This window comes from Ekhidna lutea (assembly GCF_900188325.1).
Lineage (GTDB): Bacteria > Bacteroidota > Bacteroidia > Cytophagales > Cyclobacteriaceae > Ekhidna > Ekhidna lutea.
The window spans coordinates 15,680-36,816 of the sequence record NZ_FZPD01000008.1; the positions used below are offsets into that span (position 1 = coordinate 15,680).

Below are 21,137 nucleotides of genomic sequence, written 5' to 3' on the forward strand. Positions count from 1 at the left end.
TACTGAAACAAGTTCAGTATGACTTCTTGGTTAGAAAGTAGAAATAGAAATACTAGTCATTCTGAACCTGCCTACCGGCAAAGGCAGGTTTATTTCAGAATCTAAACTTGATAAAGTTAGGATTAAAGATCGTGTAGATCTTTCTCAATCAATAAAATCAATTCATCACCCTCATTTCGCCCTAGTTTTGTCTCTATTGCGAGTTTCTCAGCGTTTAACCAGGCATCTGATTCATCCTTCGGAATGGTGACGATCAAACAGTTCGTATCTAAAGAAGCATGAAAGGATTCACCTATTTCAAGCTGATAAACCAGCTTTTCCCTGCCCGGGAAAAGGAGCTCGTTTCTCACACTTCCATGTTCTTTAAGTTCCTGAACGTCCTGTTTACCTATCCGAATACGAATGGATGAATGATTGATTCTTAGTTTCATTGCAAGCTAAGCTTGATTTCAGTTAGTGAATATCCCCTTCAGGGGATTATAGGGGTGTTTTTGAGTATTCATAATGAGTAAAATAATCATAAAACACCCTCCTAACCTCCGAAACGTCGGCCCGGCCTCAAGGGAGGAATTTCATCTTAAAAATGGAACTTCTAATAAGCATTTTCTACATCATCTAATTACGTAAAGCCTGCGTTTACTCTGCTAGAACAAATATATCGGATACACTTCTCCTTCTTTGAAAATGGACTTCTCTGCTGGCAACTCAATAAAGCCATCCGCCAATGAAAGACTGACTAAGTCTCCCGATCCATTGCCCTTTATGGGTGTGGCGATCAGTTCACCTAATTCGTTTTTAACAGAGACCGAGGCAAAGAATGTAAGTTCTTTTTCGAATCTGATTTCTCTACCCAGTTTCGCATGCTGATTTTGGACTTTCATTTCCAATGATGATTGTAACCAATACCTGCAGTAGACCATGAAGCAGGCGAGTGTAGACACTGGATTCCCCGGGAACCCAAATACAGTAGTGGATTCATTACTACCAAACCAAAGTGGTTTTCCCGGTCGCTGCATCACACGATGAAAGTGTTTTTTTACTCCCAATTCTTCAAGCACTTCAGGGATGTAATCTCTCTTCCCTTTTGAGACCCCTCCACTCATCAGAATCAGGTCATAGGATTTCAGTATCTCACCAATCTCTCTTGTGATTTCTTCCTTAGAGTCATTGATGTGAAAGATGGTAAAATCAATGCCTGCTTTCTTTAAGAGCGTTGCGAGTGTATGAATATTTGATTTACGTATCTGATGTGGCAAAGGTGTTTCATGGGGCTCCACCAATTCATCTCCCGTAGAGATCAGGGCTGCCTTGGGTAATCGCCTGACCTTTACTTCCACTTTTCCAACAGAGGTCAAAATACCTACATCACCAATGGTGAGTTGCTTTCCGACTGGAATCAAAATCGTTCCTGCTTCTGAATCAACCCCTTGCGGATGGATGTTTTGCCCCTGACTTACCTCTTCAATATTAACAGATGCTTTTCCATTTTCAATGGTGATATCTTCATATCTGATTACTACATCAGCCTCTTTTGGCACCACTGCTCCCGTCATGATTTCTAAACACGTTCCGTGAGTCAATTCCTGCTGAGGCGCCCCGGCAAATTGCTCACCGCTCACCGGAAACGATCGCATTCCCTTTTCCCAGTCGCTCATTGAAATTGCTATTCCATCCATGGCCGCCCGATTGAAAGGCGGAAAATCTCGATCTGCCATCACATCCTCATCCAATATCCGGCCCACCGACTGCTCAAACGGAATCACCTCCGATCCAAACGATCCTTTATGTTGTTCTATGATGGCTAGTGCTTCTTTTACTGCTATCATTTATCTTATTTCAATTATTTATTCCCCTCCTTGGAGGGGGCAGGGGTGGGTCTCAATTCTAAGATGATCCAAAACAATAGTTTTCAAACCCACCTCTTCACTCCTCCCGAGAGGAGAATTTATTGTTTTGTTTTGGATCATCTTAATTCGCCTCATCAATTTAAATAGTTAGCCCAAACCCATGTAACAATACAATCCTCACCCCCACATACAAAACAAGAATAGCCGTAAGCCTTCTAATGATGTTGAGGTTCATCTTGATAGAAAGCTGAGAACCCACCAACCCCCCAAGCATCACCGCAATGATAATTCCGCTCGAAAATGAAGCATTCAACAGAAACGTATCATTAACAACCAACCCCGTAATTCCAGCCAAAGAATTAACCAAAATGTAAAAAGAAGCCAGCGAAGCAACGGTCACTGCATTCTGCCATTTCATCAAATTAAGAGTGGGTGATAGAAAGATCCCTCCTCCTATACCCACCAGTCCCGATAACACGCCAATACTTCCTCCCAAAATCATGCTTTTGGAGGACGTTAAGGTCTTCGGTCGTCCTTTCTTAATGATGGATTGAGCCAGCATAGCAAATGCAGCGAGAATCAATGCGATTCCTAAAATGATGAAAAATACCTGTTCCGTCAGTCTAAGCTGGGCTCCAAAAAATGCCATCGGAATGCTTAACAACAGAAACGGCCAGAAAAGTGACCAATTGAAAACCCCTTTACGAAGAAAAACGATAGTCCCTATCGTTACCACGATCACATTAAGTACCAGTGCCAAAGTTCTGATTTCATAAAAGTCGGTCAATACCAAACTTAAAATAGCCAGGTAGCTGGAGCCTCCTCCAAACCCAATGGAGGAATAAAAAAGTGCAATGAAAAAAAACAACCCTAGTAGTACATACTCGTTCATTGTGTACTGTACCCCCCTTTCATTTGATGTACTTTGACCTCTGGATTTTGAGCTGCTATCAATGCAGCAGCTTGCCGCGTAGCATTCCCTTTATTGCAGACCAGGATCACTTCTTTTTCAGCTTTGAAAGTAGTCAACTCATCCATTGGTCGATTCTCAAAACGATCATCGTGGCTTTGATTATACTCAACCTCTGAACGTACATCGATCAGGTGATATTGATCCAGGTCCATTTCAGTCAACTCTTGCCATGTCAGCCAGGAATCTTTACTGGTCTCCTTTTTTGGTTCAGGCTTGGTGATTGGGGCTAATTCAAATACATGGTGCTCCGTATTAATCGCATCCACCACCAATAATTTCCCGGCTAAAGGTTGACCGATTCCTGTCAACACTTTCACTGCTTCCATGGCCTGGTACGTGCCAATAATTCCCGGTAACACACCCAGTACCCCGATCTCATTGCAATTGTCCACTTTCGCTGAATCATCCGGATAAACGTCGCGATAGCTGGGACTGCCTTGGTAGTTGAAAACACTCACATGACCCTCATGTTTGTAAAGAGCACCATAAACGAATGGGATTTCATTTGCCACGCAAGCATCATTGATGATGTATCGTGTTTCAATATTATCAGTGCAATCAACCACCAGGTCATATCCTGAAATCAAGTCTTTCACATTGTTTCCATCGAGCATTTGAGTCGTCACTTCAATGGACACTTCAGGATTCAAAGCTTTTAACCGCTCCTTCGCCACCTCTGCTTTTTTCTTCCCCACATCAGCGGTGGAGTAAAGTACCTGACGCTGCAGGTTGCTAAGCGAAATATCATCTCCGTCAACAATTCGGATAGTTCCAACGCCCATTCCTACCAGATACTGGAGAACCGGTACGCCCAGACCTCCGGCTCCAACCACTACCACTTTAGCATCCAACAATTTCTGTTGTCCCTCTGCCCCAAAATCAGGGAGCACAATCTGCCGTTGGTAGCGCTCGGTGTTCATTGAATCAAAGACTTGGCAAACTCGTATTCGTCCGGGTTATTCGCATTATAAAGCTCCTGATCATCCTGTGGATGTGCCAAATGGACCTCATGGTTCATCATGAATTTGCGTGGACACCTCATGTCATGTTCGATATGAAATTCTTCCAAAACCGGACGAGCATGCGCTTCCCAAATGGCTATTAAAGGCTCAGGTAATCCGGTCTCCTGAGTAGCCAGTGAAGTTCCCAGGGCAGTTTGATCACGATTTTTGATCAGATGATCTATTGTTTGCTCAGTCACAAATGGTAGGTCTACCGCTAGCACCAGCCACGACTTATCCGGATGTGCACGCATGGCACTAATGATGCCATTGATCGGTCCTTTGGTGTCCAGACTATCCTCAATTACATGGTCAGTAAACCCAACAGATTGCCCCTTTCGAACTGAAACGAAAGATTTAGGAAGTTTTGATCTGAGCAAATCAAACAGGTATTCTACCTGTGGTTTGCCGTGATAATTGAGCGCAGACTTATCCGTCCCCATGCGGGAGCTTTGCCCGCCCATCAATACCAATCCATATAGTTCATCGCTTGAAGTCACGCTTCCCTCCTTTCTTTTCTTGCAATCGAGTTGGTCCGATGATGATGTCATGAGAAAGAGCCTTGCACATATCATAAATACACAATCCGGCAACAGATGCACCGGTTAAAGCTTCCATTTCCACTCCGGTTTGACCGGTCGTTTTCACCAGGCAGCTAATCTCAAATCCATTTTCGGTTGGCTGAATATCAATATCAACTTTGGATATTGGAATGTTATGGCATAGCGGAATCAAATCAGACGTTTTTTTGACCGCTCCAATCCCGGCTAAAACTGCCGTCTGGATCAGGCTTCCCTTTTTCGTATTAAAACCATTCTCTTTAATGGTTTCAAATGCCTCTTTCGGGAATTTTACGATAGATACAGCAACCGCAATTCGCTCAGTAATTTCCTTTTCACTCACATCCACCATGTGGACGTCCCCCTCTTTGTTGATATGTGTTAACTCACTCATCCTCCTAATTTGGTCATGGATAAATACTCTTTTTCATTTTCTTCCGCTGCAGCGAATCCATCTTTGGGTTTATTGGCTACCGCAACCATCAATGCCTCTTTCAATTCTTCAGTAGTAGCTCCGGACCGGAGCATCTCTTTCAAATTCAACTGGCTATGTCCATACAGACAGGTGCGGATCTCTCCGGTTGCCGACATCCTCAATCGATTGCAATCGCCGCAGAAAGTTCGACTAAAAGATGGAATCACACCAAATGAACCTTTGAATCCTACAATCTGATAGTTCTGTGAGGTGGAATGTGGGCCATCAATCATCTTAGTGTAATCGTATTCCTTTTCGATGATCGACAGGATATCTTTATAATTCATCGGAGTTTCCACCTTCCCTCCTGAGCCATTGAATGGCATCTCTTCCAGAAATCGAACAGATACAGGATGCTCTTTTGCAAGTTCAATCAATGGAAGAATCTGATCTTCATTGACGCCCTGCATCACTACGCAATTCACTTTCAGGTTAAAGCCTCTTGCAATCATTTCATGTAGAGCACCCGAGACCTCCTCATATTCATCTCTTCGGGTTATCTCTTTGAACTTCTGTCGATCAAGGCAATCCAGACTCACATTGATATCCTTGACCCCAAGTCTTACCAGTTCATCCAAATGAGGTCGAATCAAGGTCAGATTAGAAGTGATACTGATTTTGTCGAGATAAGACTTTTTAGATAGCTCCTTAATGAAATACATCAGATCTGCTCGAACGAATGGCTCTCCTCCGGTTAACCTGATTTTATTGATGCCCATTTCACCCATCACATCCACAAGCTTCAGCAACTCCTCATAGGATAGCAGATGCTCTTTCGGCTCGAACACCATTCCACGTTCCGGCATGCAATAGGTACACCTCAGGTTACATCGGTCGGTCACCGACAGCCGGAGGTAATTAATCCCTCTTCCAAATTTGTCTTGCAATTTTTCCATTATGGTGTAGGTGAAACCCAGTGGCTACTATCGGTGAAAAATTCTTTCTTCCAGATGGGAACCGATTTCTTCAATTCATCAATCAGAAACTGACAGGCCGGAAACGCTTCTTTCCTATGTGATGACGCTACTCCTACCACCACCACCGGCTCTCCAACTTCCTTTTTACCAATGGCATGGATTATAACTGCTTGATGCAGTCCCCATTTTTCGATGGCTTGTTGCCGGATTTTTTCCATCTCGGCCAGTGCCATTTCATCATACGCTTCAAAACGCAAATCAGTCACCTCCGCATCTTCGCGTTGCGGGGTGTGATTTCTCACCGTACCCACGAATACGCACGTACCTCCTGCTTTTGTATCAGCAAGCAGCTTATACACCTCATTGAGGTCAATATGTTCGACTAATTGTACCAATTTTTACCCTCCGGATACTGGTGGTATCAGGGCGATTTCATCGCCGGGGCTAATGGGGTCCGGGTCCTGCACATACTTCTTGTTTACAGCTATCGCAACCGTGGACCATACAATGGTGGGGTACTCGTTACCTAAGTAATCTCGCAGTGATTTTACATCGATCAACTCCCTATTTACCTCCAACTCAGATCCCAATACCTCCTTCACATGACCAAAAGCTTTCACCACTATCATATAAGGTAAAAATAGGCATTAAAGAGGTAAACAAGCAGCCGCTGGTGTAATGATTCCTTTGTAAGGAGAGAACATTCATCAAGTCTTGGATCAGGCGCTCCCGCTATCCGCTGTATCTTTTGCACCTCCCACTGCCCAACCTAAATGTAAAAGGATGCCACTCCTATCGGGTCTAAGAGAAAAGGGTGGTGCTTCGATCCTGGTTTTTTTCCTCCCCCTACCCCCTCCAGAGGGGGATATAGTATCTAGTTAAAAGATCATGGCCGTCATGGAGGGCGGGAAAGAAAATTTGGAGCGGTGGTGATGGCCTGGTGCGCAAAGGCTTTAAAATTTTCTTGATTTTTTTGCTTCTTTTTTCATCAAGGAAAAAAGAAGGGAATGAAAAGCCATGGAAATACTCTATAATTTATAAGGAAGACGTAGGAAATAAACCAATAATCTCTCCCCAAGGATTCCTATCTTTATCTCCTATGCCAGCGCACAACCATCTACACATTAAAGACAAGCCTAAAGTCTCCGTAGGACCAACATCAGTGGCCAACGCCAGCCGCATGATCCTGAAGGCCATGCCTCCATGGAAAGCATTAAAGCTTTTGAGTAGACTAAATCAAAAAAAGGGCATTGACTGCCCGGGGTGTGCCTGGCCCGACCCTGAAAAACGGTCGAAGGTTGGTGAGTTTTGTGAAAATGGGGTAAAAGCCATCGCTGAAGAAGCCCAGCATAAGTTGGCAGGAGAAGCCTTTTTCAAACAGTACACCATTGAATCACTTCGGAAACAAAGCGACTACTGGCTCGGTCAGCAAGGAAGACTTTCCCAACCTTTAATCAAAAAAGAAGGAAGTCCACGGTACGAACCGATTGAATGGAATGAAGCCTTCAATCTTATTGGTGATCATCTAAAATCTCTCCCACATCCTGATGAAGCAGTTTTCTATACCTCCGGACGGACCAGCAATGAGGCAGCATTCCTCTATCAACTCTTCGTACGTAAGTTCGGAACCAATAACCTCCCCGACTGCTCTAACATGTGCCACGAATCCAGCGGTGTTGGACTGACTGAAACCCTAGGCATAGGCAAAGGATCGGTGACCCTTGAGGATTTTGAGCATGCAGAAGTCATTCTGATCTTCGGTCAAAATCCTGGCACCAATCATCCCCGAATGCTGAGTTCGCTGGAAAAAGCGAAACGCAATGACGCCAAGATCATTGTGATCAATCCATTGAAAGAAGTGGCTTTGATGAAATTCAAAAACCCACAAAAAATCAAGGGTTGGATCAGCAAGGGAACAGATATCGCAGATTTATACCTGCAGATCAAAATCAATCAGGATGTTGCCTTACTCAAAGCCTGGCTGAAGCTACTCCTGGTAGATGAAAGATGCTTAGATAGAAAATTCATTGCAGCTAATACCGAAGGATTTGAAGCCTTGAAAGCAGACCTGGAACAGCATTCATTGGATGATCTAATCAGTCAAACAGGCCTTTCTAAAGAAGATGTGCTTTTAAGTTCACATTGGTTGGCGGCAAGCAAAAAAATCATCGCCTGCTGGGCCATGGGGCTCACACAGCATGTGAATGCTGTAGACAACATTCGAGAAATTGTCAATTTGCTTTTGCTGAAAGGTAGTATCGGCAAAAAAGGTGCAGGCACCTGTCCGGTCAGAGGTCATAGCAATGTACAGGGCGACCGTACCATGGGCATTTGGGAGCGACCTACTAAAGCCTGGACTGATAAACTGAAAGATGCTTTCAATTTTGATCCACCTGAATCACCCGGCTATAATGTAGTTGAAGCCATTGAAGCCATGAATCAAGACAAAGTGAAGTTCTTCATGGCGCTTGGAGGAAATCTCCTTCCGGCAGCACCTGATACCTTACTCACTGAGCAAGCCTTGAAGAAATGTGATCTGACGGTTCATATCAGTACCAAACTCAATCGCACTCATTTAGCGACGGGTAAAACCTCATTGATACTTCCATGCCTTGGTCGAACGGACAAACACATTCAGAATGGAAAAGAACAAGTCGTAACCGTTGAAAATTCTATGGGTGTGGTTCATGGCTCGCATGGCAGCCTTACTCCCCCATCCAAACATTTAAAGAGTGAGCCGGAGATTGTGGCTTCTATCGCAGCAGCTACATTAGGTAACGATGATATCAACTGGTCGGGGTTGATTGAAGACTATGACAATATCCGGGATTTGATTGCTAAAGCCATTCAGGGGTTTGAAAATTATAATGAGCGACTAAAGAATGATAATGGCTTTGAGCTTCCCAATGGGGCTCGAAAAGGAGAATTTAATACGCCTTCAAAAAAAGCAGTTTTCTCCATCAATCAACTGGCCGAATCCATACCGGAAGGACACAAATATGTGATGATGACCATCAGAAGTCACGATCAATTCAATACCACCATTTACGGGATGGATGATCGATATCGAGGCATCTTTGGTGGACGAAATGTGGTCTTCATGAATGAATCGGATATGAAATCAGAAGGTCTTGACAAAGAAGATGTCGTTGAACTATCCAACCATTACGGGTTGGAACGAAAGGTCGCCGGATTTACTGTAGTGCCTTATGAAATACCTCAGGGATGTGTAGCTACCTACTTCCCGGAAGCCAATCCATTGGTACCACTGCATCTAACAGCAAGAAAAAGTCACACTCCGGCATCTAAATCTGTGGGAGTGAATATCAGGAAGCTTTGAATCAATTAAACACTAATCCGTTTCTTTGAGTATGGATCAAAAGCAACTCATCAAATGGGCTTTTACCTTAAGTCTGATTACCATCATTTATAATCTGATTGAAGGTGTGGTGTCTACATTGTTTGGAGCACAGGATGAAACCCTGGCCTTGTTTGGTTTTGGAGTAGACAGCTTTGCGGAGGTTCTATCAGGCATTGGGATTGCACACATGATTCTGCGAATGAAAAGTAGCGCCATTGAAACGCACGACTCGTTTGAAGTAACCGCACTTCGTATAACCGGAGTTGCGCTTTATATTCTTGCAGGTGGGCTAGTGGTAGGAGCCATTCTTGCATTTATCTATCAGGCAGAACCCTCAACAACAATGGCTGGTATTATCATCTCCACCCTCTCCATTTTAACGATGTATTTTCTTTACTCGGAAAAACTAAAGGTTGGAAAAAAATTGAATAGTGAACCAATCATCTCGGATGCTAAATGCACCAAGACGTGCTTCTACTTATCATTTATCCTGTTAGGATCAAGTTTGATATATGAACTTTTTCATATCCCCTACATTGACGCCATTGGTAGTTTGGGGATTGCGTGGTATGCCTGGAGCGAAGGAAAGGAATCCTTCGAAAAGGCGTACACGAAAAAGTTGAGTTGTTCGGATGATTGCTGTTAAACCTTACCAAGAAGTAAATCAATATGGTCAGATACATCTAGGAAACTTTTTTATTTAACCTTAGTGGCGGTAATTCTCAAATTATTTTCCAAATAATAAATTAGATTTGTTATAACTACCTCTTTAATTCACAGTAATGAGATCAATTTCTTTATCAATCCTGTTTTTGATTTTAATTGTCGCTTGCGAAGACACTACTGAAGGTCCGTCCATTGAATATTTCAGCGTTTCAATATCTCCACAAATGGAATTGATAGACATCTCAGAAGTAGGTCGAACTACCTCTGGAGCAGAGGAAATTTATACCGATGTATATTATTTTGTCTACGACAGCTTATGTGAAGATGTAGTGGCAGAAGGAATGATGGTTTATGATAGTACGATTCCGCCACTGGTTTTTCCAAATCTTCCAGCTGGGAAGTATTTTTATAATATCGATGTGAGAGGAGAAGAGGGTATTGCATATGATTCGGCAGCAAGTTTTGTTTTGGAATCGGATACCGTTATTGAAACAGTACTGACAAATAAACAATTTAGATTCAAGTTTGAAGACACGTCCAATTTCAGTGATACAGGAGTTAACTACATTAACTTTCTACTTAACTTTTCAACAATTTACATCCCAAACTTGAACAAATGTACGGATTCATTAATATGGACTGGTGAGAACTATGAAGGCTATGTAGATAATTCATCCTACCAACCTTATGCTACAGGGTTTTATTACAGCTTCCCAATTGATTTAACTTCGGTACAGTTAAAGTTTTATGATGAAAGTGGTTTTTTATTAAAATCCCATATAATCCCTTTAGAAAAGGAGTTAGAAAAACAATATAGCTACACTTTTGAAGTAGACATTTCTTCAATTTGGTCAGGAGAAGAAGATGGCAATAGATTCAATTTTACAATTGAAGAAGTGCCTTGGTTCGAAGAAACTATTCAGGTGAATTAATAATCCAAGCTGTTAAGCTGATAAACAATCAATAGCATTAACCTAGAATTAGGGTAACCGCCAGTATCATCAGATACGCGATTAGTAAAATTTGTTTTGCCTTCATTATTTCGATTTTTAGTCCTTTGTTGACTTAATACGAAACACAGTAAAAGAGTTTCATATTTTTGACTAAAGCTGAAAAATTGTTGTTAAACAGTCTTTAATTCTCTTTTTGCATAAAAAAAAAACCTTCTTACTTAATCAAGAAATTGTATTTCAGAAAAGTATATCTTAAGGAATGGAATCGGTGTTCTTCGAAATATTGTAATGGAAAGCCTCATAAAAAAGATCAACAATATCCAGGTTAACATTATAGCTTCTCAGCTATTGCGGAATCTTTATGTCCAAACCTTCTTTTGGGTACTCATGGCACTGCTTGTCTTTATCCAGGATTATGTGGATTCAAGCATGAATGAAAAAGGCTACTTTGTTTTAGACTCACTTTTGTTTAAAATCTTTTGGCTGTTGTTCATTCCCTTTTCAATGGGGTGGTTTTGGCTTCACGACTTCATTAAATCAAGTTTTAAGATTAGGATTTGGATCGCCTCTATCATGCTTTCACTTGCGGTGAGTCTAGTACACCTATTAAGCTTCGCCTCATTCGTCAGTTTTTTATCGAATACGCTGACCGCTTACGGATGGAGTTTCAAAGGGTTATTTTATGAGGTACTCTCAGGGAGAGCCTATATTGTCGTGATAGTCTACCTGTCCTATGCCGGTATTTACCCATTGCTGAAGGCAAGAGAATCCAACTCACATTCACCCAGTGAGATTAAAGTAAAAGCAGGGATTAAATCCTTTATCATCCCAACGAATGAAATCTGCTGGATCACTGTTGAAGATGCGATCACTAGAATTAAAACTACTTCACGAAAGTATATCTATAATGGTAGCCTTAAGAAAGTCATCGATCAGCTTGATCCTAAGGACTTTAAGCAAATCCATCGATCCACTGTCATTAACCTTAATGAGGTCGATCAACTAACATCCCGTTTGAATGGAGATTACGATCTATTGATGAAAGATGGAACGAAGCTTCGACTGAGCAGAAATTATGTGAAGTCTGTCAAAGATCGACTACTCTAGTCCTCCACTCAGCTTAAAAACTCCTCAGCTTAGCAAGAAAGCATCTTTCCAAACAGAACCAATCCTGCCTCATCCGTTTAGTTTAATTAGAAATCAAAATAATAACATGAGGTACATTTTTATACTCTTAAGTATTTGCTGCATAAATGCATGCGGGCAAGAAGCTAATTATAGACTAATCGATAGTGGACGGTGTGATGGATGTGAAGCTGTATTGGAATTTGGTGACCGAAAGCTAAGTTCGGTTGATACACTGCCGCTCTATGAACAGACCAACCCCAAAATAAAAGTGTTTGGTACCGTTTATCAGCCGGACGGCATTACACCTGCAGAGGGTGTAATTCTTTATTTATATCATACCAACAGAGATGGAATTTACCCCAAACGCGGAGATGAAAAAGGCTGGGCGCGAAGACACGGGTACATTCGTGGATGGGTAAAAACGGACCAAAATGGACAGTATGCCTTCTATACTTTTAGGCCGGCCTCTTACCCAAGCGGTACAGAAGCTGAACACATTCACATTACTGTGCTTGAACCTGACGGCAAGTATTATTGGATCGGCAGCTACCTGTTTCATGATGATCCATTATTGAGAGATAGGGATATTGATAAGACACCTCGTGGTGGGTCAGATGGTGTACTCAAACTGACCAAAGAAGGAAATCTTTTGACAGATCGTAGAGATATTGTTTTAGGTAAAAATGTCCCTGACTATGATTAAAAACTTATTGTTTTTAGCCACTTTATCATTGGCATGTGGGAGTCAAAGTACTATAGAGAGCAAACCTGTTTTTGCTAGTAACAAGAAATCTTCAGTATTAACTCAACAAACAGGCGCAAAAGAAATACCTATTGACCTGGACAAATCTGTGATCGCCTGGAAGGGGACAAAAATTACCGGTAAGCACGAAGGCACTGTTAATTTCCGTGAGGGACAATTAACCTTTTCGGAAGGTAAACTCATTGGTGGTGAACTAATCGTAGATATGGAATCCATTGATATTTCTGATATCCCTGAGCATGAAACAACAGCTCGGAGAAACCTGCTAAACCACTTCATTGAAGAGTTTACAATCAATCAGTTTTCAAAATCATCCTTCACTTTTACCGAAGTAAATCATTCAAGAGCAGATCGAATAGAAATCGCAGGACAGCTTAGCATTCGAGGAGTTTCCAATCCAATTAGAATCTTCGCCAATAAAACCAGCGATGGTTATACCTCTGAGTTTTCATTTAACCGTTTTGATTGGGGAATTGGTGAAAATGGAAGTTGGTTTGAAAAGCGACTGGTAGATGAAATGATCCAACTGAAGGTGAAATTGGTTCCAAAAAGTAATCCAGCATTAACTAATCAGTAAGAAATATGCGCGCGACTATTTCAGTACTTTCATTCTTTATCGCCACACACTTATGCATCGCACAAGAAAATTTCACTCCCCCGTGTTTACAACCTGAACATGATAACATCAAGTATTTAAGTGGTCAATGGAAAGTCACATCAAGAAAACTCAAAGATGTCAAAAACGATGAATGGGAAGAATCTTCTGCAATAGCCATATGGGAACGTCAACTTAAAGGGTGTCTATGGACTGAACACTGGGAGGGTATAATAGATGAATGTCCGTTAAAATGGGTACAACACCTAACTTTTGATAATCGCAATAAACAATGGCAACAAGCTATGATTGACTCAGCTCATGGAAATATCATCACCACGAACGGGTTTTATCAAAATAATGAATTGGTATTTAGTTTGGCACAGCATCGAAAAGGTAATCTACTGATTGATAAAACAATCTTTCAATTCATTTCGGAAAATCTATTTGAATGGGAAGTTCAATCATCCTTTGATGGTGGCCAATCCTGGACTACTTTCTGGACTATGAAATATGAACGAATAAAATAAATGAGAACCATCTTGATCAAGCTTTTTTCGTTAGCCACCTTGATATTAATTGTAACTATGAAGGCAAATGCACAATCGTACGTAGAGCTCAAAGAAAAAGCTCAACTAACCTGCCAGCTTACGTCAAAGGAATTACAGGAACGAAGAGAAACTGTCATCACCGAAATAAAGAAAAAGATCGTCTCCAAAACCGAGCTTGAGTTTGGCTATATCTTTTTTTTCACGAATTCCGATGCGTGTATTGATATGCTTGCTGAGTTTATAAAAACAGAAAGTAAGTGCTGCAATTTCTTCTCCTTTAAGCTTGAATTAGCACCATCAAGTCAACTCTCCCTTACCCTCTCGGGACCTGAGGGAACAAAGGAGTTCATCCAAATGGAACTCGGAATCTAAAAAGATCGGATTATTATCGACAAATCAGAACATTATGATTTAATCTCCGTATCATAAAGTCGACAAATCAGAATTTTATATGCGAGGAGAACATCTTGGAGAGCTTGAAGAGTTAGTACTACTCACTGTAGGATCACTCTATCCTGAAGCTTATGCCCCGGCCATCAAAAAGGAACTGGCTGAAAAAATGGATCGAAAAGTAGTTTTGAGCTCCATTCACACGGTGCTTACCAGGCTTGAAAACAAACAGTTTGTAAAAAGTGCATTTGGTGAGTCTACCCCCGAACGAGGAGGAAAGCGAAAGCGATTTTTTGAAATTACTCCGCAGGGATTTCAAGCACTCGAAGCACTCAAATCCAAGCGTGATGCACTCTGGGGCAATATGCTACAACTCATGCCTAACCTTTCTTAGATATGGCCATCCCTCCAAAATTTACGACCTGGCTTCTCTCCTACCTTGTCAGTCAGGAATTCTTTGAAGAAATCTCCGGCGATCTGACAGAGGAGTACCAAGAATATGTACAAACCAAAGGAAGACTCAGGGCCAATCTCCTATATCTGGCAGAGGTCATTCGCTATGCCAGGATGTATCGGGCAGAAAGAAATTACCAATCAACAAACTCATTCAGTATGCTGCAGAACTATATCAAAGTGGCTTTTAGGAATCTGATCAAACACAAGAGCTATTCCATTATCAACATTAGTGGGCTAGGTATCGGGTTGGCCTGTGTATTTATGATCTTCCTGTTTATCAAGGTGGAAACCAGCTACGACAAGTTTCATGAAAATGGATCAGACATCTATCGATTGCAGCATGTTTACGGATACATCAACGCGCAAGCTGCTCCCACTTACGAACGTGATTACACTGAGGTAATCGGTTCAACCAGGATCAACTTTTGGAAAACGAACAAGCGAATTTCGCTTTCAAATGAGGAAATCTACTATGAGGATGTGTTGCTGGCTGATTCCAACTTCTTCAGCTTTTTCTCCTTCCCATTGATTCGTGGAGATAAGAAATCGTGTCTGAATGATAAAAACAGCATTGCCATTTCACAATCCTACGCAAAGAAGTTTTTTGGTGAAGAAGACCCAATCGGTCAGGTGATGCTGGTTCAGGATATGATTAATGGTCGGGACCTTCCATATAAAGTAGCTGCCGTTTTTGAAGATGTTCCCTTCAACTCCCACCTGCAATTTGACATGGTCGCGTCATTTTCAATTATGTACGACGACCCATCCATTAACATTCTAGAGCTCTGGCCCAACGATTGGATTGGGAGCTACATCCAGTTGAAACCGGGCACAAATCCTGAGTCTGTAGCAGATAAGTATCAGGAGATGTATAACAAGTACTATGATGCAGAAGCGGATTCGATAACGATCGATTTAATGCCTCTGGAAGATTTGTACTTAAAATCTTATGACCTACGCGCAGATTATGCCGATCATGGTAATATCAATCAGGTACGAATCTTTTCTGCTATCGCGATTATCATATTGCTCATTGCCTGCATCAACTTTATGAATCTGGCCACAGCACGTTCTTCGAAACGATCCAAAGAAGTGGGTGTACGAAAAGTGATGGGAGCTTTCCGTAAGCAACTCATCATCCAGTTTTTTGCTGAGTCCACGATCATGACGGTTCTGGCACTTATACTTGCTTCCGTAATTCTTGTGCTGGTCATCCCTCCTGTCAATCGCATTGCAGATATCAACCTGTTTTTGGGAATGGATCAAATAGTTCCGATCATAATCGGGGTTATTTTACTCACAATCATCACCATTCTTATCGCAGGGAGTTATCCGGCCCTATTTCTTTCGTCATTTCAACCGGTTTCCATTTTATCGGGAAGCGCTACCGGAAATGGCGGTAAAGGAGCCATCCGAAAAGCACTCGTCATATTTCAATTTACCATCTCCATTGCCCTAATCATTGGTGCTATGGTGGTTTATAATCAAATGCTTTTTGTCAAGCAGAAAGATCTTGGCTTTGAGCCGGAGAATGTAGTGGTGATGAATTTTGGAAACACAGAAGAGTTTGGACGAAAATGGCACAGGGTAAGAAGTCAGGTACAATCTATGCCTGGCGTTAAATCCGTAATGGCCGGACGTATGGTTCCGGGGGACAATGCCTTTTATTGGGGATATAAATTTGAAGACTTTAGTGAATATGAGGATCCGTATGGTGATGCCTGGAAAGGTTTTTACATAGGCTATAATACGCTCGATGGCCTGGGGGTTGAGGTGTTAATGGGACGAACATTTTCAGAAGACATCCCTACTGATAGCTCTGCATTTATCCTCAATGAAAGTGGCTGGAAGAGAGCCATTGAGGAGTATGGGGAAAGCTGGAATGAACCCATTGGAAAAACCATTGAATACTATACAACTCATAGTGGAGATTGGGCGATGGATAAGAAAGGTGTGGTCGTTGGGATAGTAAAAGACTTTCATCACCATTCACTGGAGCGTGAGATTGATCCGTTGGTCATTCATAATGTGCCTGGCAGGAAACTGATGGTGAAGGTAGATTCGGAGAAAACAAATGAAGTCATTGCATCCATTGAAAACCTGTGGGCAGAATGGAATGTACCAACCACTTTCAATTATCAGTTTTTAGATGAAGAATTTGAAGCAGCCTATCGGGATGAGGATCAATTCAACCAGTTCATTTTGATCTTCTGCATGCTTGCAATAGCCATTGCATGCATGGGACTTTATGGGCTTTCTTCCTTTGTGGCAGAGCAGCGCATCAAGGAAATCGCCGTTCGCAAAGTGCTTGGAGCATCAGAGAACAAGATTGTCGGTATGCTTTCCGTAGACTTCCTGAAACTGGTTGGAATTTCTGTACTGGTTGGAACTCCGGTTGCTTACTATTTCATCAATCAATGGCTGGCCAACTTTGCCTACCGGATTGATTTGTCATGGTATTATTTTGTCGTTGGAAGTATTGCCGCTGCAGCTATCGCCATTTTAACGATCAGCTATCATTCCATCAAAGCTGCTACCTCTAATCCGGTGAATAGTTTACGGACGGAGTGAATTGTGGGAATTAGGAGTGTCATTAAGTAGGTACATCCGCTATATTTGAAAGGTAGATAAACGCCATGCGGCGTTTACATTATTTTTAGGCGCAACAGCGTATCTCTGGATAGAGAGTTTTACCATTTTAATATTTTTATGAATGAGGAAGACGTTAGAGGGAAAATTTTATTACCATTTCTAAGTAATCTTGGATTCGGTGAGTCAGAGGTTTTCTTGGAAAACTCATTCACTATCAGGCTCGGAAAATCAAGAATTAAGACAGGAAGATCAGATATATTGTGCAAAAGGCATGGGCAGAATCTCTTCGTCATTGAGTTAAAAAAAGATTCAAAGAGTATTGATCAAAATGACATTGAACAGGGAATCTCTTATGCTAGACTTCTTCAAGATAATATTGCTCCGTTTACAATAATTACTAATGGTAAAGACACCAAAATTTTTGACACGATATCTAGAGAAGACCTGACTGGAAGTAAAATTTCCGAAAAGTCAAGTTTTTGGAAAGATGGTTGTACTATTTCAACAGATTTTGACCTGAAAATAAGATATGAAGCTCTTAAAAACTTCATTTCATTTTCTCCAGCGAATCTAAAGTTATTTTGCAAAAATCAGGTTCAAGATAGAATGGGGACAATAATTGGAAACATCGAAAACCCATATTCAAAATTCATAAAAGAACTTCATGTTCAAAGACAAGACCTACAATCGGAATTCACGAAATTTATTACTTCGAATACATCTGTTTTTGGATTGATAGGAGATGCAGGAGTTGGCAAGACTAGTGCTATTTGTTCCTTGACCCTCCAACAGCTGGAAGCAGGAATCGTCTTCTTTTATAATGCTGCATTAATTAACAAATCGCCTTTAGAACACATTGCTCAAGACCTAAATCTTGCGTTTTCAAGTCGGGCTGAAAGTGATGTAATACTTAAAAAGCTTGATGAATTAGGACGATTTTTAAATCAAGATGTAACAATCTTCATTGACGCAATTGACGAACATACTGGTTCTAATCTTGCTCTAGAATTGAGTGAAATAGCATTGATCGTCAGGAACTTAGAGAGAATCAAAATTTGTATAAGTTGTAAGTCCAATATCTGGGACAGTGTCCTGAGAAAGAATAGTAATCCCACTCATTTATTTGAAGAGTTACACAAATTCCACCCACCCATTTCTAAGCTGAATAATTGCCCCGGGTTTCTTTTGGAAAATTTCACTAATGAAGAGCTTGATTCTATAATTCCTTTATATCAAAAGACATTCGGATTCAAAGGGCAAATTTCGGACTCAATCTTAAAGGAATTAAGAAACGGATTCTTCTTAAGAATTTTCAGCGAAGTTTACAGTCAGAGGGAAATACCGCAAGAGATAGATGATAAAAAGTTAATCAAAAAATACCTCAAGCAATCTCTTGATAAAACCCATTTAGGATTTGAGGTAGGAGCGAGAATACTTTCAAAAATTGGTCAAGTTATTACCAATCATAAATACAGTTCATGGGAGGCTTTCCGTGACGAAGGGTTAGATATTGAAAGTCTTGTAGAGAAGTTAGATTTTCAGACAGATGAAACAATTCCAGAAGACCTGTTTACTCGCAACATCCTAATTAAATCCTCAATCGAAGATTCTTACAATGTTTCTTTTTATTATTCAAAAATTCGCGACTATGTCATTTGCTTTCATTCTTACAAACTTGACAAGCTTAGCGATGATGAATTTTATGACAGCCTGGAATTGTTCTACGAGAACCATATAGGGCAAAGTGCAATTACATTCTATGTCCGAAATGCACCACCTAGTCATAAAGCAGCATTAGTCAAATTCATAAAGGATAAATCGCACCAATATGCAAATGACTATAATTCATATTTGGAGCACCATTTCAAGAGGTTAAAAACGAAATTTGATCCTAAGACGGACGGAAATATCGGCATCTTCCTTCCAGAAGATTTGTTCTTTGGTCATGGTTACGCTCTGTTTCCTTTAGGTTCTAATTCGCAAAACATTGTTCAATTCGAAAATCTTAGCTTGAATTCAAATCATCAAGACTTATTTTTTCATAAAGGAGTGCAATCAATACATGGAAGTTTCTACCCATTATTGATTCGTGATCAAGCAAAAAGTATTCAAGAAAACATATTCAAACAGCTAAAAGAAATAATAAAAAAAGGTAGAATTAGTGTTTATAATTCAGATATTCTTCTTCTAGAACAAGTTTCTACAATCTTATATTACTATCATCAAAAGCTCGGCTACAGTTTTTCAATAAGCGATTTTTACCTTCCTAGATTTGACTTAATCTATCCAATAGATTTAAATGAATTGAAATATCGATTATACAAATTCCGAGCTATCGAGCACTACAAAAGAGAAAATTACCGAAGTAAGCCAAGATTGGATTCTACAGCAATTGAGGTAATGGCAAATAGGGCCGTTGAAGAACAAATTGAAATACCCCCGTTGAATGTCCATGGAGATTTCCCTCCTTTTGAGGAGCTAAATAAAATTGTAGACATTCTACTCGGCAAAGGGTATTCGGTCCTTTCTGAACATCACCTCCCATGTCCAGATATATCCATAGCTGACACAAAAGAATTACAGGAGAAAAACAGGAAGTTTGAACTTTCTAAAATCCGACCTTCCCAATTTAGTGAGGCACAGGCCAGATTATATGTAGAAACTTTCATAAGGCACTTCGATACCAGTTATAGTAAATTCATTGAGTACGCTTTCCCAACGTTTAAAGAACAATTTCACTTTTATACAACTTCACCCCACGAGTACTTTATTTATATGAAGGATGAGGATATCTTAAAATGGGGAGTAATTGGATACAGAAAATCAACTGATAAAAAAGTTAAAATTCATTATAAGCAATATACTTCTTCAAATGAACCATTTGAAAAGGGAGAAACAAAAGTGTTAATAGGATTTTCGCTCGACCAAATCCTACATAATGGTTATTATGATGTTATTAAGACGGTAGATCATATAAACACTCCTAAAGTTGACGATTTTTGTGTCTTAAGGAATTGGATTTATAAATTTCTTAAGAACGATACGAAGGAGCTTTTTAAAGAAAACAATGTATAATACTAAGGCACAAATCTCCCTGGAATAAAGCGCCTAAAAAACACTATCATCCATAAGCTACTGAGCCACTTTTAAAGGTACTTTTAAGTCTCCAGCTTCTTGATGCACCACTATCGATCTCCATTATGTGAATTTTCAAAGTCCAATGCTGTTTGTCAATAGTTTACGGACGGAGTAGGTCAATCTGAATTGTCAATAAGGCTTAATATCCTTTTCTCATATTCATCCAGCGTAATTGGATGAAAGATTGGTGTGATATAATTAGCCATTACTTTACCATCATTACCAACCAAAATATGCCTTGGAAATAACTTAAACTTGAATAACTCTTCACAATTCTTAAATCCTCCCACTGAAATAATATCATCATAGTAATTGCCATATTTCTTGATAACTTTCTCTATTCCACTCTCTGAGGTAGGAGTAATTGCTACAAATCGAACCCGTGGGTCCTCTTTATATTTTTCAATTATTTGCTTTATGTAGTGCTTTTCCTGAGCACATCCGCGGCACCCTTTAAACCAAAAATCCACTACAGTAAGTACATAATTGGAATCTATAAAACTGAACTCATCTCCATTAATGGTAATAAATGTTGAATCAGAAAAAATTTCTCCTACAGGAATCCCTTTTTGGAATTCATCTTCCATTTCATGATCAAGTAGACTTCTGTAGTACTCGTCAGGGATTTGTGATTGTCCGTCCTGGGCAAGGATAAAAAACCAACTTACAAAACATAACAGGGATAAAAAAAGCCTCATTCTGTATCACGTATTTTCTTGAAAAATAAGGTTTTACATTGAATTTCGGACTAAAGAAAGCATCCTATACCCT

The 21,137-nt window shown here is 40.5% G+C and carries 21 protein-coding genes; 11 read left to right on the forward strand and 10 right to left on the reverse strand.

Annotated features, from left to right (window positions below; genetic code table 11):
- Window positions 1-122 precede the first annotated feature (122 nt).
- From CHB71_RS18255 to CHB71_RS18295, 9 genes are all read right to left on the reverse strand, one after another.
- Complete coding sequence (locus CHB71_RS18255; protein WP_089358409.1) at window positions 123-431, reverse strand: DUF7009 family protein; 309 nt, start codon at window positions 429-431, stop codon at window positions 123-125.
- A 213-nt stretch (window positions 432-644) separates the two neighbouring features.
- Entirely contained in the window at window positions 645-1,826 is a 1,182-nt protein-coding gene (locus CHB71_RS18260) for a molybdopterin molybdotransferase MoeA (RefSeq protein WP_089358410.1), read from the reverse strand.
- Window positions 1,827-1,986: 160 nt separating this feature from the next.
- Window positions 1,987-2,739, reverse strand: coding sequence for a sulfite exporter TauE/SafE family protein (locus CHB71_RS18265; protein WP_089358411.1), 753 nt, complete (start codon window positions 2,737-2,739; stop codon window positions 1,987-1,989).
- Window positions 2,736-3,740, reverse strand: a complete 1,005-nt coding sequence (moeB, locus tag CHB71_RS18270; protein ID WP_089358412.1) for a molybdopterin-synthase adenylyltransferase MoeB — start codon at window positions 3,738-3,740, stop codon at window positions 2,736-2,738. Before moeB ends, CHB71_RS18265 begins: the two co-directional genes overlap by 4 nt.
- The gene (mobA, locus tag CHB71_RS18275; RefSeq protein ID WP_179213470.1) at window positions 3,737-4,372 is read right to left on the reverse strand and encodes a molybdenum cofactor guanylyltransferase; all 636 of its coding nucleotides are present in this window, start codon (window positions 4,370-4,372) and stop codon (window positions 3,737-3,739) included. Before mobA ends, moeB begins: the two co-directional genes overlap by 4 nt.
- Window positions 4,305-4,775 carry a cyclic pyranopterin monophosphate synthase MoaC gene (gene moaC, locus CHB71_RS18280; protein ID WP_089358414.1) on the reverse strand — a complete coding sequence of 157 codons (471 nt, stop codon included), beginning with the start codon at window positions 4,773-4,775 and terminating at the stop codon, window positions 4,305-4,307. Before moaC ends, mobA begins: the two co-directional genes overlap by 68 nt.
- Window positions 4,772-5,752, reverse strand: a complete 981-nt coding sequence (gene moaA / locus CHB71_RS18285) for a GTP 3',8-cyclase MoaA (protein ID WP_089358415.1) — start codon at window positions 5,750-5,752, stop codon at window positions 4,772-4,774. Before moaA ends, moaC begins: the two co-directional genes overlap by 4 nt.
- Window positions 5,752-6,168, reverse strand: coding sequence for a molybdenum cofactor biosynthesis protein MoaE (locus CHB71_RS18290; protein ID WP_089358416.1), 417 nt, complete (start codon window positions 6,166-6,168; stop codon window positions 5,752-5,754). The genes moaA and CHB71_RS18290 overlap by 1 nt, the downstream gene beginning before the upstream one ends.
- A gap of 3 nt (window positions 6,169-6,171) precedes the next feature.
- Window positions 6,172-6,402, reverse strand: a complete 231-nt coding sequence (locus tag CHB71_RS18295) for a MoaD/ThiS family protein (RefSeq protein WP_089358417.1) — start codon at window positions 6,400-6,402, stop codon at window positions 6,172-6,174.
- A gap of 470 nt (window positions 6,403-6,872) precedes the next feature.
- On the opposite strand from CHB71_RS18295, the gene CHB71_RS18300 reads away from it, so the two are divergent.
- The 11 genes from CHB71_RS18300 (at window position 6,873) to CHB71_RS18350 (ending at window position 20,303) form a co-directional block, all read left to right on the forward strand.
- The gene (locus CHB71_RS18300) at window positions 6,873-9,113 is read left to right on the forward strand and encodes an FdhF/YdeP family oxidoreductase (RefSeq protein WP_089358450.1); all 2,241 of its coding nucleotides are present in this window, start codon (window positions 6,873-6,875) and stop codon (window positions 9,111-9,113) included.
- Window positions 9,114-9,144: 31 nt separating this feature from the next.
- Complete coding sequence (locus CHB71_RS18305; protein WP_089358418.1) at window positions 9,145-9,780, forward strand: cation transporter; 636 nt, start codon at window positions 9,145-9,147, stop codon at window positions 9,778-9,780.
- A gap of 136 nt (window positions 9,781-9,916) precedes the next feature.
- Window positions 9,917-10,732: a hypothetical protein gene (locus CHB71_RS18310; protein ID WP_144017489.1), complete on the forward strand. Its 816-nt coding sequence runs from the start codon at window positions 9,917-9,919 to the stop codon at window positions 10,730-10,732.
- A gap of 309 nt (window positions 10,733-11,041) precedes the next feature.
- Window positions 11,042-11,860: a LytTR family DNA-binding domain-containing protein gene (locus CHB71_RS18315; RefSeq protein WP_089358420.1), complete on the forward strand. Its 819-nt coding sequence runs from the start codon at window positions 11,042-11,044 to the stop codon at window positions 11,858-11,860.
- Window positions 11,861-11,966: 106 nt separating this feature from the next.
- A complete protein-coding gene (locus tag CHB71_RS18320) occupies window positions 11,967-12,584 on the forward strand; it encodes a dioxygenase family protein (RefSeq protein WP_089358421.1) in 618 nt (205 codons plus the stop codon).
- Window positions 12,577-13,221 (forward strand): YceI family protein, encoded by a 645-nt coding sequence (locus CHB71_RS18325; RefSeq protein ID WP_179213471.1) that lies wholly within the window; start codon window positions 12,577-12,579, stop codon window positions 13,219-13,221. Before CHB71_RS18320 ends, CHB71_RS18325 begins: the two co-directional genes overlap by 8 nt.
- A 5-nt stretch (window positions 13,222-13,226) precedes the next feature.
- Window positions 13,227-13,769: a DUF1579 family protein gene (locus tag CHB71_RS18330; RefSeq protein ID WP_089358423.1), complete on the forward strand. Its 543-nt coding sequence runs from the start codon at window positions 13,227-13,229 to the stop codon at window positions 13,767-13,769.
- A complete protein-coding gene (locus tag CHB71_RS18335) occupies window positions 13,770-14,162 on the forward strand; it encodes a hypothetical protein (RefSeq protein ID WP_089358424.1) in 393 nt (130 codons plus the stop codon). It abuts the gene before it with no gap.
- 79 nt (window positions 14,163-14,241) lie between these two features.
- A complete protein-coding gene (locus CHB71_RS18340; protein ID WP_089358425.1) occupies window positions 14,242-14,574 on the forward strand; it encodes a PadR family transcriptional regulator in 333 nt (110 codons plus the stop codon).
- Window positions 14,575-14,576: 2 nt separating this feature from the next.
- Window positions 14,577-17,207 (forward strand): FtsX-like permease family protein, encoded by a 2,631-nt coding sequence (locus CHB71_RS18345; RefSeq protein ID WP_089358426.1) that lies wholly within the window; start codon window positions 14,577-14,579, stop codon window positions 17,205-17,207.
- Window positions 17,208-17,345: 138 nt separating this feature from the next.
- Window positions 17,346-20,303: a type I restriction enzyme HsdR N-terminal domain-containing protein gene (locus CHB71_RS18350; RefSeq protein WP_089358427.1), complete on the forward strand. Its 2,958-nt coding sequence runs from the start codon at window positions 17,346-17,348 to the stop codon at window positions 20,301-20,303.
- Between the two features lie 179 nt (window positions 20,304-20,482).
- Here CHB71_RS18350 and CHB71_RS18355 read toward each other — a convergent pair whose 3' ends face one another.
- Window positions 20,483-21,064, reverse strand: coding sequence for a TlpA family protein disulfide reductase (locus CHB71_RS18355; protein ID WP_089358428.1), 582 nt, complete (start codon window positions 21,062-21,064; stop codon window positions 20,483-20,485).
- Window positions 21,065-21,137: the final 73 nt, after the last annotated feature.

What these genes read in the sequence shown, in the direction of transcription:
- moaA (WP_089358415.1), bottom strand. Translation starts at nt 5,752, where the DNA reads ATGGAAAAATTGCAAGACAAATTTGGAAGAGGGATTAATTACCTCCGG.
- moeB (WP_089358412.1), bottom strand. Translation starts at nt 3,740, where the DNA reads ATGAACACCGAGCGCTACCAACGGCAGATTGTGCTCCCTGATTTTGGG.
- CHB71_RS18260 (WP_089358410.1), bottom strand. Translation starts at nt 1,826, where the DNA reads ATGATAGCAGTAAAAGAAGCACTAGCCATCATAGAACAACATAAAGGA.
- mobA (WP_179213470.1), bottom strand. Translation starts at nt 4,372, where the DNA reads ATGACATCATCATCGGACCAACTCGATTGCAAGAAAAGAAAGGAGGGA.
- CHB71_RS18310 (WP_144017489.1), top strand. Translation starts at nt 9,917, where the DNA reads ATGAGATCAATTTCTTTATCAATCCTGTTTTTGATTTTAATTGTCGCT.
- CHB71_RS18320 (WP_089358421.1), top strand. Translation starts at nt 11,967, where the DNA reads ATGAGGTACATTTTTATACTCTTAAGTATTTGCTGCATAAATGCATGC.
- moaC (WP_089358414.1), bottom strand. Translation starts at nt 4,775, where the DNA reads ATGAGTGAGTTAACACATATCAACAAAGAGGGGGACGTCCACATGGTG.
- CHB71_RS18345 (WP_089358426.1), top strand. Translation starts at nt 14,577, where the DNA reads ATGGCCATCCCTCCAAAATTTACGACCTGGCTTCTCTCCTACCTTGTC.
- CHB71_RS18255 (WP_089358409.1), bottom strand. Translation starts at nt 431, where the DNA reads ATGAAACTAAGAATCAATCATTCATCCATTCGTATTCGGATAGGTAAA.
- CHB71_RS18265 (WP_089358411.1), bottom strand. Translation starts at nt 2,739, where the DNA reads ATGAACGAGTATGTACTACTAGGGTTGTTTTTTTTCATTGCACTTTTT.
- CHB71_RS18350 (WP_089358427.1), top strand. Translation starts at nt 17,346, where the DNA reads ATGAATGAGGAAGACGTTAGAGGGAAAATTTTATTACCATTTCTAAGT.
- CHB71_RS18335 (WP_089358424.1), top strand. Translation starts at nt 13,770, where the DNA reads ATGAGAACCATCTTGATCAAGCTTTTTTCGTTAGCCACCTTGATATTA.
- CHB71_RS18355 (WP_089358428.1), bottom strand. Translation starts at nt 21,064, where the DNA reads ATGAGGCTTTTTTTATCCCTGTTATGTTTTGTAAGTTGGTTTTTTATC.
- CHB71_RS18300 (WP_089358450.1), top strand. Translation starts at nt 6,873, where the DNA reads ATGCCAGCGCACAACCATCTACACATTAAAGACAAGCCTAAAGTCTCC.
- CHB71_RS18330 (WP_089358423.1), top strand. Translation starts at nt 13,227, where the DNA reads ATGCGCGCGACTATTTCAGTACTTTCATTCTTTATCGCCACACACTTA.
- CHB71_RS18325 (WP_179213471.1), top strand. Translation starts at nt 12,577, where the DNA reads ATGATTAAAAACTTATTGTTTTTAGCCACTTTATCATTGGCATGTGGG.
- CHB71_RS18340 (WP_089358425.1), top strand. Translation starts at nt 14,242, where the DNA reads ATGCGAGGAGAACATCTTGGAGAGCTTGAAGAGTTAGTACTACTCACT.
- CHB71_RS18315 (WP_089358420.1), top strand. Translation starts at nt 11,042, where the DNA reads ATGGAAAGCCTCATAAAAAAGATCAACAATATCCAGGTTAACATTATA.
- CHB71_RS18295 (WP_089358417.1), bottom strand. Translation starts at nt 6,402, where the DNA reads ATGATAGTGGTGAAAGCTTTTGGTCATGTGAAGGAGGTATTGGGATCT.
- CHB71_RS18305 (WP_089358418.1), top strand. Translation starts at nt 9,145, where the DNA reads ATGGATCAAAAGCAACTCATCAAATGGGCTTTTACCTTAAGTCTGATT.